The 15,431-nt window shown below is 67.3% G+C and carries 18 protein-coding genes; 8 read left to right on the top strand and 10 right to left on the bottom strand.

Going from position 1 to position 15,431, the window contains the following annotated elements:
• The first annotated feature begins 59 nt into the window (after positions 1-59).
• Positions 60-575, top strand: a complete 516-nt coding sequence (locus ABS767_RS15125) for a TlpA family protein disulfide reductase (RefSeq protein WP_408079844.1) — start codon at positions 60-62, stop codon at positions 573-575.
• Between the two features lie 4 nt (positions 576-579).
• On the opposite strand, the gene ABS767_RS15120 is transcribed toward ABS767_RS15125, so the two are convergent.
• The 4 genes from ABS767_RS15120 to tkt form a co-directional block, all read right to left on the bottom strand.
• Positions 580-1,770 carry a phosphoglycerate kinase gene (locus tag ABS767_RS15120; protein ID WP_408079842.1) on the bottom strand — a complete coding sequence of 397 codons (1,191 nt, stop codon included), beginning with the start codon at positions 1,768-1,770 and terminating at the stop codon, positions 580-582.
• Positions 1,767-2,222 (bottom strand): MOSC domain-containing protein, encoded by a 456-nt coding sequence (locus tag ABS767_RS15115; protein WP_408079838.1) that lies wholly within the window; start codon positions 2,220-2,222, stop codon positions 1,767-1,769. Before ABS767_RS15115 ends, ABS767_RS15120 begins: the two co-directional genes overlap by 4 nt.
• Positions 2,223-2,528: 306 nt before the next feature.
• Positions 2,529-3,539, bottom strand: a complete 1,011-nt coding sequence (gene gap / locus ABS767_RS15110; RefSeq protein WP_408080731.1) for a type I glyceraldehyde-3-phosphate dehydrogenase — start codon at positions 3,537-3,539, stop codon at positions 2,529-2,531.
• 6 nt (positions 3,540-3,545) lie between these two features.
• Positions 3,546-5,498 carry a transketolase gene (gene tkt, locus ABS767_RS15105; protein ID WP_408079836.1) on the bottom strand — a complete coding sequence of 651 codons (1,953 nt, stop codon included), beginning with the start codon at positions 5,496-5,498 and terminating at the stop codon, positions 3,546-3,548.
• 147 nt (positions 5,499-5,645) lie between these two features.
• Between tkt and ABS767_RS15100 the strand changes: the two genes are divergently transcribed.
• From ABS767_RS15100 to ABS767_RS15080, 5 genes are all read left to right on the top strand, one after another.
• Positions 5,646-5,831, top strand: a complete 186-nt coding sequence (locus ABS767_RS15100; protein WP_408079834.1) for a hypothetical protein — start codon at positions 5,646-5,648, stop codon at positions 5,829-5,831.
• Positions 5,831-6,133: a cell division protein ZapA gene (locus ABS767_RS15095; protein ID WP_408079832.1), complete on the top strand. Its 303-nt coding sequence runs from the start codon at positions 5,831-5,833 to the stop codon at positions 6,131-6,133. The genes ABS767_RS15100 and ABS767_RS15095 overlap by 1 nt, the downstream gene beginning before the upstream one ends.
• A gap of 308 nt (positions 6,134-6,441) precedes the next feature.
• Positions 6,442-6,993 carry a 5-formyltetrahydrofolate cyclo-ligase gene (locus ABS767_RS15090; RefSeq protein ID WP_408079830.1) on the top strand — a complete coding sequence of 184 codons (552 nt, stop codon included), beginning with the start codon at positions 6,442-6,444 and terminating at the stop codon, positions 6,991-6,993.
• Positions 6,990-7,208: a DUF2842 domain-containing protein gene (locus ABS767_RS15085; RefSeq protein WP_408079828.1), complete on the top strand. Its 219-nt coding sequence runs from the start codon at positions 6,990-6,992 to the stop codon at positions 7,206-7,208. The genes ABS767_RS15090 and ABS767_RS15085 overlap by 4 nt, the downstream gene beginning before the upstream one ends.
• A gap of 58 nt (positions 7,209-7,266) precedes the next feature.
• Positions 7,267-8,139 carry a sterol desaturase family protein gene (locus ABS767_RS15080; protein WP_408079826.1) on the top strand — a complete coding sequence of 291 codons (873 nt, stop codon included), beginning with the start codon at positions 7,267-7,269 and terminating at the stop codon, positions 8,137-8,139.
• A gap of 48 nt (positions 8,140-8,187) precedes the next feature.
• Here the strand turns inward: ABS767_RS15080 and ABS767_RS15075 are convergent, their stop codons facing one another.
• Positions 8,188-8,550 (bottom strand): PRC-barrel domain-containing protein, encoded by a 363-nt coding sequence (locus tag ABS767_RS15075; RefSeq protein WP_408079824.1) that lies wholly within the window; start codon positions 8,548-8,550, stop codon positions 8,188-8,190.
• Between the two features lie 86 nt (positions 8,551-8,636).
• Between ABS767_RS15075 and ABS767_RS15070 the strand changes: the two genes are divergently transcribed.
• Entirely contained in the window at positions 8,637-10,517 is a 1,881-nt protein-coding gene (locus tag ABS767_RS15070; RefSeq protein ID WP_408079822.1) for a M1 family metallopeptidase, read from the top strand.
• A 93-nt stretch (positions 10,518-10,610) separates the two neighbouring features.
• Positions 10,611-11,870: a sensor domain-containing phosphodiesterase gene (locus ABS767_RS15065; RefSeq protein WP_408079820.1), complete on the top strand. Its 1,260-nt coding sequence runs from the start codon at positions 10,611-10,613 to the stop codon at positions 11,868-11,870.
• Positions 11,871-12,010: 140 nt separating this feature from the next.
• On the opposite strand, the gene ABS767_RS15060 is transcribed toward ABS767_RS15065, so the two are convergent.
• From ABS767_RS15060 to ABS767_RS15040, 5 genes are read right to left on the bottom strand one after another with little or no spacing between them, the layout of a single operon-like run.
• The gene (locus tag ABS767_RS15060; RefSeq protein WP_408079818.1) at positions 12,011-12,181 is read right to left on the bottom strand and encodes a hypothetical protein; all 171 of its coding nucleotides are present in this window, start codon (positions 12,179-12,181) and stop codon (positions 12,011-12,013) included.
• A complete protein-coding gene (locus ABS767_RS15055; RefSeq protein WP_408079816.1) occupies positions 12,160-12,492 on the bottom strand; it encodes a DUF423 domain-containing protein in 333 nt (110 codons plus the stop codon). Before ABS767_RS15055 ends, ABS767_RS15060 begins: the two co-directional genes overlap by 22 nt.
• A complete protein-coding gene (locus tag ABS767_RS15050) occupies positions 12,489-14,312 on the bottom strand; it encodes a monovalent cation:proton antiporter-2 (CPA2) family protein (protein ID WP_408079814.1) in 1,824 nt (607 codons plus the stop codon). Before ABS767_RS15050 ends, ABS767_RS15055 begins: the two co-directional genes overlap by 4 nt.
• A complete protein-coding gene (locus ABS767_RS15045; protein ID WP_408079812.1) occupies positions 14,312-14,755 on the bottom strand; it encodes an iron-sulfur cluster assembly scaffold protein in 444 nt (147 codons plus the stop codon). The genes ABS767_RS15050 and ABS767_RS15045 overlap by 1 nt, the downstream gene beginning before the upstream one ends.
• Positions 14,752-15,327, bottom strand: a complete 576-nt coding sequence (locus ABS767_RS15040; protein ID WP_408079810.1) for a CvpA family protein — start codon at positions 15,325-15,327, stop codon at positions 14,752-14,754. The genes ABS767_RS15045 and ABS767_RS15040 overlap by 4 nt, the downstream gene beginning before the upstream one ends.
• Between the last annotated feature and the right edge of the window lie 104 nt (positions 15,328-15,431).

The following is a 15,431-nucleotide window of genomic DNA, read 5'->3' as shown; positions in this document are numbered from 1 at the left end:
ACGCGGCCCCGATTGACGGTGACCGGGCATTGGTCGAACCTCCGGACCAGGGGGAACATATGATCGGGCGACGCGACATCATTCTGCGGCTCATGGGCCTGCCGTTGGCGCTGCTGACGGTCGGTGCCGCGCCGTTCAAGCAGCCGGTGGTCGATCAGCCCGCGCCGCCGTTCGAGCTGACCCTGATCGATGGCACCAAGGTCGATCTGGCGGGGTTGCGCGGCCAGGTGGTGGTCATCAATTTCTGGGCGACCTGGTGCGTTCCGTGCAAACGCGAACTCCCGCTGCTCGATACCTATTACCGGCTGCAGAAGAAGAACGGCCTGCGGGTCTTTGCGGTGACGACCGAAACCTCGTTGCCGCTGAGGAACCTGAAGCCCGTCTTCGCGGCGATGACGATCGAGTCGGCGCGCCGGATCAAGGGACCCTACGGACCGATCGGAAACGCCGTTCCCAGTAACTTCGTGATCGATCGCGCGGGCCGGGTCCGGTACGCCAAGGCCGGGTCGTTCGACCTCGACGATCTCAACCGCATCCTGATCCCGCTGCTGAACGAGCCCGCACCGACCTCCTGAGCGATCAGGCGGTGAGCGCGGCCACGCCCGGCAGCTCCTTGCCTTCCATCCATTCCAGGAACGCGCCGCCGGCGGTCGAGACGAAGCTCATCTCGCCCGACACGCCCGCCTGATTGAGCGCCGCGACGGTGTCGCCGCCGCCTGCGACCGAGACCAGCGAGCCTTCCTTGGTGAGCGCGGCGACGGTGTGGGCGAGCGCCATGGTGGCGGTGTCGAACGGCTTGGTCTCGAACGCGCCGAGCGGACCGTTCCACACCAGCGTGCGGCAATTCTTGAGCACGTCCGCCAGCGCCTCGCTCGCCGCCGGGCCGATATCGAGGATCATCTCGTCGGCGGCGACTTCGTGAACGTTGCAGGTGCGCAAGCTGGGCGGATTGGCGGCGAATTCCTTCGACACCACCACGTCATAGGGCAGATGGATCGTGCAATTGGCCTTGTCCGCCGCGTCGAAGATCTCCTCGGCGGTGCCGGTCAGGTCGTGCTCGCACAGCGACTTGCCGACGTCGACCCCGCGCGTGGCGAGGAAGGTGTTGGCCATGCCGCCGCCGATGATCAGGTGATCGACTTTGCCCACCATCGCCTTGAGCACATCGAGCTTGGTCGAAACCTTGGCGCCGCCCACCACCGCCGCGACAGGGTGGTCGGGATTGCCCAGCGCCTTGTCGAGCGCGTCGAGTTCGGCCTCCATCTGGCGTCCGGCGAAGGCGGGCAGACGGTGCGCCAGCCCCTCGGTCGAAGCATGGGCACGGTGCGCGGCGGAGAAGGCGTCGTTCACGTAAAGGTCGCCCAATGCGGCGAAACGGTCGATCGTCGCGGGATCGTTCTTTTCCTCACCGCCGAAGAAGCGGGTGTTTTCGAGCAGGCCGATGTCGCCGGGCCGTAGCGTCGCAACCGACTCGGCGTCGCCCTCCCAGTCGATATAGCGGACCTCGCGGCCCAGGACCTGGCTGAACGGCCGAGCGAGCTGCGCGGTCGAGAGGTCGGGGCTCGGGACCTTGGGACGACCGAAATGGGCGAGGATCAGGACGATCGCGCCCCGGTCGGCCAGTTCGGCGACGGTCTGCACCGCGGCGCGGAAGCGGTTGTCGTCGGTGACGGCACCATCGGCCATCGGCACGTTCAGATCCTCGCGGACCAGCACGCGCTTGCCGGCGATGTCGCCCATATCGTCGAGGGTCTTGAAAGCTCGCGTCATTGTTCGATCCTGATTGGGTCACCCACGGCGATCTCGCCGGGCTGGATGACCATGGTGAGCACGCCGCCGCGCCAGTCGGGCGTCAGCGCGGCGCGGAGTCCTTCGGCGAGCGCTTCCATCCGCTCGCAGGGATTGGTTTCGTCGCGCACCTCGAGCACGACATCGGCGCCGATGCGCAGCCGTGCGCCGACGATCTGGGGCAGGTCGAGTCCTTCGACCAGCAGGTTGGCGCGACGCTGTTCCCACGGGATCGAATGGCCGGTCTCCGCCATCGCGGCGTCCCAGTCGGCCGCTTCCATCAGGCTGACCTGGCGCTTGTAGGGCTTGCCCTTCATCGCACCTCGAAAATCGCCGGCGATTCCGCCTTCGAGCGTGACGCGGGCGTGGTCGATGACCTCCATCGGCCCCTTGGGGAAGGCGTGGCGGGCGATGCCCGCGATGCGGCCGGTCATGCGATCGCTCCGATTGCGCGGGTAGTGAGATACCCGTTCCTGACAAGTCTGACGTTATTGCGTATGTGTAGGGGCGTGTCAGGCTGTCCGTTGGTTCTGCCGATTGCGGTCGGAAGGCGGTGACTATGCGTCATGCTTCGACCCTAACCGAAAGCGGCGGCTGTAGGAAAGCGGGTCGCCCTCCCCATCGTCATTCCCGCGAAAGCGGGAACCCATCTTGTGACCGTTCCGCTGTTACGACGGTGCGGGAGATGGGCCCCCGCTTTCGCGGGGGTGACGGTGTAGAGTTAGTCAGCGGCGCGAAGCTCAGCCCAGCTTCGCCATGACGCCGGCGGTGTCGACCATGCGGTTCGAGAAGCCCCATTCATTGTCGTACCAGCTGACCACGCGGACGAGCTTGCCGTCGATCACGGCGGTCTCGAGGCTGTCGATGGTCGATGAGGCAGGCGTGTGGACGATATCGATCGAGACCAGAGGCTCGTCGGTATAGTCGAGCACGCCCTTGAGCGGGCCGCTTTCCGACGCGGCCTTGAGGATCGAATTAACCTCTTCCCTGGTCGTGTCGCGCTTGGGCGTGAAGGTCAGGTCGATCAGCGAGCCGTCGGGGACGGGGACGCGCACCGACGAGCCGTCGAGCTTGCCCTTGAGCTCGGGCAGAACCTCGCCCACCGCGCGGGCGGCGCCGGTGGTGGTCGGGATCATGCTCATCGCCGCAGCGCGGGCGCGGCGCATGTCGCCATGGATCTGGTCGAGGATCTTCTGATCGTTGGTGTAGGCGTGGATCGTGGTCATCAGGCCACGCTCGATCCCGATGCTGTCGTTGAGCACCTTTGCCACCGGCGCGAGGCAGTTGGTGGTGCACGACGCGTTCGAGACGATCGTGTGCCCGGCCTCGAGCTTGTCGTGGTTGACGCCATAGACGACGGTCAGGTCGACATTCTTGCCCGGGGCCGAGATCAGCACCTTCTTCGCGCCGGCATCGATATGCTTCTGCGCGCTTTCGCGATCGGTGAAGAAGCCGGTGCATTCGAGCACGAGGTCGACGCCGTTGGCTGCGTGGGGCAGGTTCGCGGGATCGCGTTCCTTGGTCACCTTGATGCGCTTGCCGTCGATGACGAGATCGTCGCCATCGGCGGAGACTTCACCCGGATAGCGGCCATGCACGCTGTCGCGGCTGAACAGCCAGGCGTTCGACTTGGCATCGGCCAGATCGTTGATCGTCACCAGTTCGAGACCGCTGTCGGGACGTTCCAGGATGGCGCGCGCCACCAGACGCCCGATCCGTCCGAACCCGTTGATCGCAACCTTCGTCATCAGTGTCTCCTAGGCGTTTAGCTGTTCGATGATCTGCGGGACGATCGCGTCGGCGGTCAGCCCGAAATGCTTGTAGAGATCCTCAGCCGGGCCCGACGCGCCGAAGCTGTCGAGGCCGAAGCGCAGCCCGTCGAGGCCGGTATAGCGTTCCCAGCCGAGCGTCGTGCCGGCCTCGATCGAGACCTTGAGGACATTCGCGGGCAGCAGGTCGGCGCGATAGGCGGCGTCCTGTGCATCGAAGCGTTCCCAGCTGGGCATGGAGACGACATCGGCACCGATGCCCTGCGCTTCAAGGGCATCGCGCACCTGCACCGCGATCTCGACCTCCGAGCCGGTCGCGACGAGCACGACGCGGCGCGCGGCGCCCGCCGAGCGCAGGCGATAGCCGCCCTTGGCGCAGAGATTCTCCGACGCCTCTGTGCGCAGCTGCGGCAGGTTCTGGCGGGTCAGCGCGAGCAGCGAGGGGCCGTCGGCGCGTTCGAGCGACAGCGCCCAGCATTCGGCGGTCTCGACCGCGTCGCACGGGCGATAGACGTCGAGACCGGGGATCAGGCGCAGGCTGGTGACATGCTCGACCGGCTGATGGGTCGGGCCGTCTTCGCCGAGGCCGATGCTGTCATGCGTCATCACATAGACGACGCGCGCCTGCTGCAGCGCCGAGAGGCGGATCGCGGGGCGGCAATAGTCGGAGAAGACGAGGAAGGTGCCGCCATAGGGGATCACGCCCCCGTGCAGCGCCATGCCGTTCATCGCCGCGGCCATGCCGAATTCGCGGATGCCGTAATAGACGTAGCGGCCGCCATAATTGTCAGCGGTGAGCGCGCCCAGATCCTTGGTCAGCGTGTTGTTCGAGCCGGTGAGGTCGGCCGAGCCGCCGATCGTGCCCGGGAGCGCGGCGTTGATCGCCTCCAGCGCCATTTCCGACGACTTGCGCGTCGCGACCTTGACAGGATTGGCGATCAGGTCGGCAATATAGCCGTCGAGGAAGCCCGGGGTTGCCGTGTCGAGCGCCTTGAACTGGTCCGCGACGGGGGCGAAGCGGGCTTCCCAGGCGGTGCGAACGTCGCGGCCCTTGCCGCCGACGGCGCTCCACGCGTCGCGGATGTCCTGCGGGATCTCGAACGGGGCGTGCGGCCAGCCCAGCGCTTCGCGCGCGGCGGCGACCTCGTCCTTGCCGAGCGGCGAACCATGCACCTTGCTGGTCCCGCCCTTGTTCGGGGCGCCCTTGCCGATCACGGTCTTGCAACGGATCAGCGAGGGGCGCGGATCGGCGAGCGCCGCGTCGATCGCCGCCTTGATGCTCGCTTCGTCATGCCCGTCGCAGCCGACGACGTGCCAGCCGGTGGCGGTGTAGCGCGCGGGGATGTCCTCGCTCGACGAGAGCGACACCTTGCCGTCGATGGTGATGTCGTTGTCGTCCCACAGCACGATCATGCGGCCGAGCTTCAAATGCCCGGCAAGCCCGATCGCTTCGTGGTTGATGCCCTCCATCAGGCAGCCGTCGCCCGCGATCACCCAAGTGCGGTGATCGACGACATCGTTGCCGAAGCGCGCGTTGAGGTGGCGTTCGGCGATCGCCATGCCGACCGCCATCGCAAGGCCCTGACCCAGCGGCCCGGTGGTGCATTCGACGCCCGGAAGCTCGAAATTCTCGGGGTGGCCGGCGCACGGGCTGCCGACCTGGCGAAACGCCTTGATGTCGTCGAGCGTCGGGCGCGCATAGCCGGTGAGGTGCAGCAGCGAATAGATCAGCATCGAGCCATGGCCGGCGGACAGCACGAAGCGGTCGCGGTCGGCCCAGTGCGGATCGCTGGGGTCGAACTTCAGATAGTCGCCGAACAGGACGGTGGCGACATCGGCCATGCCCATCGGCATGCCGGGATGGCCCGAATTGGCGGCCTCGACCGCGTCCATCGAGAGGGCGCGGATGGCGTTCGCGCGGTCGCTGAAAGAAACGGTCACGGCAGGTCCCCTTGCGGGCCTGTGCGCTGCGATCGAAATCCCGCCACGGCCCGGCGAATCGAATGTGGCGTGCCAATGGGGCGGACGGGCGCGTGCGTCAACCGGGCGGGGGTTGCGGGTCGGGTAAAGCCACCCTATCCCCCCGCCATGGCGGATGCGGCACCTTCCGCGCTCGACCGGATCGAGCGCGCGCTCACGCGGATCGAGGCGGCGGCGTCGCGCCGCGCCTTCGACGCCGAACGGCTGGAACACAAGCATGCGGCGCTGCGCGGCAAGGTCGAGGAAGCGATCGCCGCGCTCGATTCGCTGATCGAACAGGAGGGCGAGGACTGATGGGTCAGATCACGCTCACCGTCGCCGGGCGCAGCCACAGCATCGCCTGTCGCGACGGCGAGGAACTGCATCTCGAACGGCTCGGCGCTTTGCTCGACCGGCATGCCGAGACTGCGGTGCGCGCATCGGGCGGGCTGAGCGGGGAGCGCACGATGTTGTTCCTGGCGCTGATCCTGGCCGACCTGCTCGACGAGGCGGAGCGCAACCCGCCGGGCGGGGTGTCGCCGGTACTGCTCGACAATCTCGCCGACCGGCTCGAGGCGGTTGCGACGGCACTTGAGGATCGCGCGCCGAACGCCTAAATCGGGGGCGGCGGGTACTGCCCGGTACGAGCGAACGGTAATCCCTGAGGCTATTCATCATCCACGGGGGCTGTCCCTGCGCAGATCCTGGTCTGCAGTATATGGCCCCCACCTGACGTTTTGGGCGTCAGTGGATATCACCGCAACCGGCCCATGGTGGTCCCGCCAACCGTTTTTGATTTTGGCAGCGAAGCTGCGCGGTTCCGGCCCGCTCCCCCACCCGGCCACCCACAGGACGCTGGCGCTGGGTGGCCGGGTGGGGGAGCGGGCCGGAACCGCCGCCTCGCCAAGGGCGAGTCGCATAGCCGATGGATGAGAAACGCACCCTGCGCGCCCGGATGCGCTCGCTGCGCGACGAGTTCGCGATGACGATCGGCGGGGTGATCGAGCCGCCGCCGGCGCTGCTGGCGCGGTTTCGCCCGGGAGTGACCATCTCCTCCTACATCCCGCTGGGCAGCGAGGCGGACCCGACCGCGATCGCCTGGGCCGCGCGCGAGGCCGGGTGTACGATCGTGCTGCCGCACGTCTCCAGCCGCGAATCGGCGGTGCGCTTCTTTGCGTGGGAGCCGGAGAATCCGCTGATCGATGGGCCGCTCGGGCTGCGCCAGCCCGACGATGGCGGCCCCGAAAGCGACCCCGACATCGTGCTGACCCCGCTGCTCGCCTTCGACGACGCGCTCAACCGGCTCGGCCAGGGCGCGGGGCATTATGACCGCGTGTTCGAACGCCTGCCAGATGCGTGGCGGATCGGCATCGCCTGGTCGGTGCAGCGCGTCGAGGGCGTGGCGACCGACCCGTGGGACGTCCCGCTGCACGGGATCGTGACAGAGGCCGGCGCCTATGGCGAGCTGGCCGAATGACCCCGTCGTGGCGCAAGCCCGTCGGGGCCTTCGCGATCATCGCGCTGATCGTCATCTGGTGCGTCGCGGTCGCCAGCCTGTCAGCGACGGTCGGCCAGTGGCCGGTGCTGATCCAGCTGGTCTTCTACGTGTTCACCGGGATCGTGTGGATTCTGCCGCTCAAGCCGTTGCTGCGCTGGATGGAGACCGGCCGCTGGCGGTTGCCCGACGCCTAGGCGCGACGCCGGGGTCCATTTAACCCAAAGTTATGAACTCGCCTGCGACACGCGCGGGATGGATTGGATCGTTCAGTTCGGCGAGACGCTACAGCGCGGCACCTTCGGGTGGGTGCTGGTTGCGGTCATCCTGACGCTGTTCGAACTGCTCAACCCGCATCAGCGACTTTCGCTCAAGCAGCGCAGCAGCGGCATGGCGTTCTGGGCCTTCTCGATCCCGGTCACAGCCCTTCTCGCCACGGCATTTACCGCCGGAATGGCGGCGCTGGAAATCCCTCCGCTGATGGAATTGCCCGTATTCGCCACGCTGGCCTGGGCGGGTCCGCTGGCATCGATCCTGGCCCTGCTGATCGGCGCCGTGATCAACGATCTGTTCTTCTATGCCTTTCACCGGATCCAGCATCGCTGGCTGTGGCGCTATCACGCCGTGCACCATTCGATCCGCGATCTCAGCGCGGTCAATTCCTACCATCATATCAGCGAAAGCTGGATCGGGCTGGCGTTGTTCACGCTTCCGACGACACTGATCGTCTCCGATGTCGGCCCGGCACTGCCGTTCGCGAGCCTGCTCCTCTGGCTCCACATCGTATGGATTCATTCGCCAACGCGATTCAATTTCGGTCCGTTGCGCGCAGTCTTCGTCGACAACCGCTACCACCGCATCCATCACTCGCTCGAGCACCGCCATTTCGACCATAATTTCGGCGCGTTCACCACGATATGGGATCGACTGTTCGGCACGCATTACGCGCCCCAGCGCGACGAGTGGCCGGACGTCGGCCTGGCCGAAGTCGATCAGCCGCGCAATCTGTCCGAATGGCTGGACCTGCCGGCGCGCTATTCCCGTGCCGTCGCCGACGATGCGCCGGGCCGCGCAGAAAGCGTGGACTCCCCGGTGCGCGACTGGACGGGCGAGCGCGCGGGCGCCTGAGGCACGGCCGGCGCGGCGCCGCCGCTGCGGCCCCGCGCCGCTCCAGTGTCAGAGGTACGGAACGCCGTAATAGGCGTAGACCTCCTGCCCATAGGCGCGGTCGTAGCTCGGCTCTTCGCCCTCATTGTCGTAATAGGGCGCGTTTTCGAGCTTTTCCTTGGTCAGCGAGATCACATAGCCGTTCTTGTCGGTGTCGTAGGTCAGCGCCTTCCACGGCACCGGATAGTGACGGTGGCCGAGGCCGAACAGGCCGCCGAACGCCATCACCGCATATTCCGCCTGGCCCGACACCTTGTCGACCATGAAGCGTTCGACCGAGCCGAGCTTCTCGCCCGACGGGTCGTAGACGGTCGTGCCTTCGACGCGGTCGGAGGCGATCAGGGGGTTGGGACTGTCCACTGTCGTGTTCATCGCATCTCTCCTCATTTTGGGTGTGCCAGGTCAACGCATGAGCCCTGCGCTTGTGTCCGACGCGTCCGGGCCCTAGCTGTTGGCGCATGCGTATCCTTACCCTTGCAGCGCTGCTGCTCGCTTCCGCCGCCCCCTCCTCGCTCCCGGCCCAAACCGCGAAGGTCGCGCCGATCCTGACGACGCCGGAGGCGAAGGACGCATGGACCTATGCCCGCCCGGCCGAGGCGCGGGTGACCCATGTCGACCTGGATCTGCATGTCGATTTCCCGACGAAAACCATCGTCGACGTGGCGATGCTGGACGTGCTGGCGGCGAAGGGCGCCAAGGAGATCGTGCTCGACACGCTCGACCTCGACATCGAGGAGGTGTCCGACGAGAACCGCCGCGCCCTGCCCTATGCGATCGGCGCCAGGGACGCGCAGCTCGGCAGCCCGCTGACGATTCAGCTGAACGGCGCGAAGAAGGTCCGCATCCGCTATGCCTCGAAGCCCGGCGCGCGCGCGCTGCAATGGCTGACCCCCGAGCAGACGCTGGGCAAGAAGATGCCGTACCTGTTCAGCCAGGGACAGGCGATCAACAACCGCAGCTGGATCCCGACGCAGGACAGCCCGGGCATCCGCCAGACCTGGTCCGCGAAGATCACCGTGCCCGACGGCTTCGTCGCGGTGATGAGCGCGCAGAAGGTGGGTCCGCCCGAGGGCGAACTCGTCCCGCATTACCAGCGCGAATTTCGCTTCGCGATGGACAATCCGGTACCGCCCTATCTGATCGCGCTGGCGGTCGGCGACCTCAAGTTCAAGGAAACCGGACCACGCACGGGCGTGTGGGCCGAGGCCGGAATGCTCGACGCGGCGGCCGAGGAATTCGCCGATGTCGAGAAAATGATCGACGCGGCGCAGGCGCTGTACGGCCCCTATCGCTGGGGGCGCTACGACATGCTCGTCCTGCCGCCGTCCTTCCCCTATGGCGGGATGGAGAACCCCAACCTCACCTTCTTCACCCCGACGATCATCACCGGGGACAAGTCGAACACCGACGTCCTGGCACACGAACTGGCGCATAGCTGGTCGGGCAATCTCGTCACCAATGCGACCTGGGCCGACAGCTGGCTGAACGAGGGCTTCACCACCTATTTCGAGAACCGCATCATGGAGGCGCTGTACGGCAAGGAGCGCGCGGCGATCTATGCCGATCTCGACTATGCCGGGATGGTGCGCGACGTGAAGAATGCGGGTGGCGAGGCCGCGCCGGAAACGCGACTGCACGGCGATCTGGGCGGCAGCGCGGGGCAGCTCGACTATCTCAAGGGCAGCACCTTCCTGCGCACGATCGAATATGCCGTCGGGCGCGCGCGCTGGGACGCGTATCTGCGCGGCTATTTCGACCGGCACGCCTTTCAGCCGCAGACCAGCGCCGGGTTCCTGGCGGACCTGCGCGAACATTTGATCAAGGGCGACACGGCGCTCGAGGCGAAGCTCCAGCTCGACCGCTGGGTGTTCGAGCCGGGCATCCCGTCGAACGCGGTACACGTGAAGTCGGATACGCTGGCCAAGGTCGACGCGCAGCTCGCCGCATTCAACGCGGGCGGGCCGGCTTCGGCGATCGACACCGCAGGCTGGCAGACGCAGCAGTGGAAGCGGCTGCTCGACAATCTGCCGCGCCAGCAGAGCGCGGCGCGGCTCGCCGAACTCGATGCGGCGCTGGGACTGACCAGGTCGAAGAACGCCTATGTCCAGTCGGCGTGGTTCGATCTCGCCATAGCCAACCGCTACGACCCCGTCATCCCGGCGGTGGAGGACTATCTGACCCGCGTCGGGCGCAACCTGCTGGTAACGCCGCTGTATCGCGGGCTGGTGGCGCAGGGCGACTGGGGCACGCCGATCGCGCGGCGCATCTTCGCCAAGGCGAAGCCGGGATACCATCCGGTGACGGTCGGCGCGGTCACGCGGATTCTCGATCCGAGCTGATCCGTCGCCGCACGTGACGAAATCTTCACGACTCTCCGGCACCCGGGAACGAGCGCCTCCATTTCGGAGGGAGCGAGAATCGAAGGCCAGGCGATGTCGGAGCGTGAAGAAGCAGCCCAGTCGTCGGCCCTGCGCGAAATCATCGCCCATGCCAGCGACCATTCGAGCCCCGATACGGTCATCGGACGGGCATTGCAGGCGGTCCGCGTCCATCTCGGCCTGCAGGTCGCCTATGTTTCCGAATTCGTCGGCGATGATTCGGTGTTCCGGGTAGTGGACGCGCCGGGGCTGGAGCATCTCGCCAAGGCGGGCAATGTCCACTCGCTCGACGATGTCTATTGCCGTCATATTCTCGCGGGGCGACTGCCCGAGCTGATCCCCGACACCGCGGCCGAGCCGATCGCGATGGCGATGCCGATCACCGCCGCCGTGCCGATCGGCGCGCATGTCAGCGTGCCGATCCGCCTGTCGGACGGACGCACCTATGGCATGTTCTGCTGCCTTGGCCCCGTTGCCAATCCGTCGCTCAATCCACGCGACCTGGGCATGATGCGCGCCTTTGCCGACCTTGCCGCATTCGAGGTCGAACGCGATCTGGGGGACCGCGAAGAGGCTGCGGCCGCGCGGGCGGCGATCGAAGCGGTCATGGCCGGGGATCGGATGGAAATCCATTACCAGCCGATCTTCAGCCTCTCCCAAGGTCGCGCCGTCGGCTATGAGGCGCTGGCACGGATCCAGGCCGAACCCTATCGCTCACCCGACCACTGGTTCAACCAGGCCAGTCTGGTGGGCATGGGCGAGGCGTTCGAGCTGTTCGCGATCGAGCGCGCGCTGCAGGGGCTGTCGCAGCTTCCCGACCATGCCTATCTGTCGGTCAATGCAAGTCCCGCGGTAGCGATATCGGCCGAGCTGCCGGCGATCCTGCGCCGCGCCCCGCTGAACCGTGTGGTGCTGGAAGTGACCGAGCATGACCGCGTGTCGGACATCGAAACCCTGCTCGACCGGCTCGCGCCGCTGCGTGCGGACGGACTCAAGATCGCGGTGGACGATGCCGGATCGGGCTATAGCTGCCTTCAGCAGATCGTCCACATGCGCCCCGATCTGGTGAAGCTCGACCGCTTCCTGATCGAGGATATCCAGCATGATCCGGGCCGCCGGGCACTTGCCGCCGGGCTGATGATGTTCGCGCGCGATACCGGCAGCCGGCTGATCGCCGAAGGCGTCGAGCGCGAGGACGAACTCGCCGTGCTGCGCGCGTTGGGGATCGACCTGATCCAGGGCTATCTGCTCGGTCGGCCGCAACCGCTTGCGGCGATCCGGGATGCGGCGACGGAATTGCGCACAGCGGGGTAACGCGCCGAGCGAGACATCGGTATCGCCAACACCCGTTTTCCCGGAGCTTGTCGAAGGGCCGTAGTCGGACGCCATTGCGTCCCGGAGCAGTGCTTCGACAAGCTCAGCACAAGCGGATGGAGCGGAGCTTGGTCAAGCGGTCAAAGGCGACGCTTCCCCTTGGTCCGCCCGGTCAGGTGAAAGCCGAAGCAGCGGTCGCAGCGATAGGGGCGGAGCGCGATATCGGCGGCGCGAGCGGCGGTGATCGCCTCGGCCGCGTCGGCAAAGCGCCGTTTGCGGCGGCAGACGCTCAGCCGCGTAGTGCGTGCCATGCCAGCCACAGCCACCCGGCGATCAGCGCGGTGCCGCCGATCGGGGTGATCGCGCCGAGCCAGCGCGGCGCGCCGAATGCCATGGCATAGAGGGTGAAAGCGAAGATCGCGGCGCCGGCGGCGAACAGCCAGCCCGGCCCCTTCGCGCCCATCTGTGCCGCGACCAGCGCCGCGACCACATGGATCAGCTGATAGGTCGCACCGGTGCGCAGCCATTCGGCGGCCTTGCCCTCCGCACCGTGCGCACCGAACGCGCCGGCGCCGACGGCGATCGCGCCGGACAGCGCGGCGGCGGCGAGCAGCGCGTTCATCCGCATTCGCTCCCGGTCGCGGGCTTGCCCTCGAGCGGTTCGGGCTTGGGCTTTTCGCGCCCGGCGGAGAAGCCCAGCTCGGGCTGGCCGATGATCGTTTCGCGCGCGGCGATCAGGCTGCCCGCCTCATGCTGGATGCGCAGCCTTTCCTTGTCGCGGCGGCGATAGAGATCCTCGGTGCGGTCGATCTCTTCCAGTTCCACGCCGACGGCTTCCATCGCGCGACGCGACATGAGGATCGCGGATTCGAGCACTTCGCGCACGACCCCGCTGGCAGGGGAACCCTTGAGCTTGAGCAGCGCGCGGCGATCATAGGCGCGCACGAAGATCGCGGCGTGGGGAAACGCCTCGTGCACTGCCTCGACCAGTTCGGGTTCGATCTTGTCGCCGTCGAGGCAGAACAGGATCAGTTCGGCGTCCGCCGCGCCCGCCTGCCGCAGCATGTCGATGCGCGTGCCGTCGCCATAATAGACCTTGGCGCCGAACTGGCCGGCGACGTCGATCATCTCGATATCGGTGTCGATCAGGGTGACGCCGATGCCCTGGGCGTTGAGCATCTGGCCCACCGTCTGTCCGAACCGGCCGTAACCGACGATCAGCGCGGTCGAGCCGTCCGCCACCGGGCCGTCGCGCTCGCCCTGATCCGCGACCGCATCGGTGCGGAGCCGCTTGGTGAACATCATCAGGAACGGCGTGGTCGCCATCGACAGCGTGACGACCGCGCTGAACACGCTCACCGCTTCGGGCGCGATCAGCAGCGCATTCTGTGCCTGGGCGAACAGGACGAAGCCGAATTCACCGCCCTGGCTGAGCAGCAGGCCGAGACCCAGCGCCTGGCGCCACGGCATGCGGAACGCCATGGCGAGCCCGCCGATCACGACCGTCTTGGTCACGATCAGCGCCGCGGCCATGCCGAGCACGAAGACCGGTCGTTCGGCGATGGCGGTGAGGTCGAGCATCATCCCGACCGAGAGGAAGAACAGGCCTAGCAGGATCGAGCGGAAGGGTTCGATGTCCGCCTCCAGCTCGTGCCGGTACGGGCTGTCGGCGAGCATCACGCCCGCGATGAACGCGCCGAGCGCGGTGGACAAGCCGATCGACTGCATCAGCGCGGCGGCGCCGACGACGGTGAACAGGCCGGCGAACACGAATAATTCGCGCTCGCCCCAATTGCCGATCAGCTTGAACAGCGGGCGCAGCACATAGCGGCCGACGAGCACCAGACCGACGATCGCGGCAACGGTGTAGATGGCGAGCAGCCAGCCGGGAGGCCCCTCGGCATCGGCGGGATTGCGGCTGAGGATCGCGATGATCGTGATCAGCGGGACGATCGAGATGTCCTGGAAGAGCAACGTCGAAAAGGCGCGTTCGCCGAACGGCGTGCGCAGGCGCCCGGCGCTTTGCAGCATCGGCAGCACCTGCGCGGTCGAGGACAGCGCGAGCGGCAGGCCGAGCGCGAGCGCGGCGGAGAGCGAGAAGTTCGCGCCGAAGCCGATCACCACGCTGAGCGCGAGGCCGCAAAGGACGACCTGCAACAGGCCGAAGCCGAAGATGTCGCGCTTCATCCGCCACAGCCGCGACGGGCTGAGTTCGAGGCCGACGAGGAACAGCAGCAGGGCGATGCCGAATTCGGCGATGCCCATCTTGGTCTCCGCCTCGCCCACCAGGTTGAACAATTGCGGGCCGACCAGCGCGCCGGCGACGAGATAGCCCAGCGTCGCGCCGAGCCCCATGCGGCGGAAGATCAAGACGAACAGCAGCGCGAAGCCGAGCAGCGGCGCGCCCTCCGCGACGAAACTATGTGCGGCGCTGTGTTCCATCAGGCGGCGTCCTCGTGGCGGGCGATCGCCTCTGCCACGGCGTCCGCCACCGCCTCGAACGCGAGGCGGATCGAGGGATGCCGCGCGCTGTGCGGAAGCGCGGGAGCGAAGATGTCGAGGCCGGGCCAGTCGGGGGGTGTATCGCGCTCCCCCGCCAGCCAGGCGGTGAGGGCGTCGCGTACCGCCGTCAGCTCGTCATGCGACCGGCCGACCGCGTGCGCGCCCATGAGCGACGCCGACGCCTGCCCCAGCGCGCAGGCGCGGATCTGCATCCCGAGCCGGGCGATGCGGCCGGCTTCGTCGACGATCACGTCGACCGCGACCCGGCTGCCGCAGACGGGGGAGCGCTTCTCGACGCTCGCCATCGGGTCGGGCAGCCGTTCGTGAAAGGGAATGGTGGCAGCGAGCCGCAGGATCGTGGTGTTGTAGAGCGGCGCGGTCATTCCTCGGAGATAGCCTCTCCCGAACCGTTCGCAAGCGCGGCGGCATCGCTATCGTTGCCGAACACCGGTTCGCCGCGCCGGCGGCGATCGACGAATTCGGCGATGCTGGCGCTGGTGGCGTTGAGCAGCGGGTAGGTGCGCGCCTGGGTCATCCACTCCGGGCGCCGTGCCGGGCCGCCGCTGACCGTGTCTACGACCAGCGTGACAAGCAGGAAGACGAGGCTGACCAGGATCAGTCCCTTGATGCCGCCGAAGCCCAGGCCGAGCGCGCGATCGATCGGGCCGAGAAAGCCCGTGCGGGTGCGCGACCCGATGGCATTGGCGATCATCCGCCCGCCGAAATAGGTGATTCCGCCGATCAGTGCGAAGGCGAGCACCGCAGCGCCCTGCACGGTCCCGACCGGCTCGGCCAAAGCGGCCGCGACGGGGGTGTGGAACAGCCGCACCGCCGCGACGACGAACAGCCACGCCATCAGCGACAGCACTTCGGTGACGAAGCCCCGCATGAACCCCATCACCGCCGCCGCGCCGACCGCCAGCAGCACCAAGATGTCGATCGCCGTCAGTCCCATGTCCGTGTGCCCGATCCGTTCATTCGCGCTCAATAGCGGGCGGGTCGGCATGGGCGAAGCGCAATTCGTCGGCGTCCGGCCTCGATTTTCATGCTGCGGCGCGC

Origin of the sequence: Sphingomonas plantiphila (assembly GCF_046000505.1) — a bacterium.
GTDB classification, from domain to species: Bacteria; Pseudomonadota; Alphaproteobacteria; order Sphingomonadales; family Sphingomonadaceae; genus Sphingomonas; species Sphingomonas plantiphila.
This window is presented reverse-complemented; position numbering and strand designations above follow the sequence as displayed.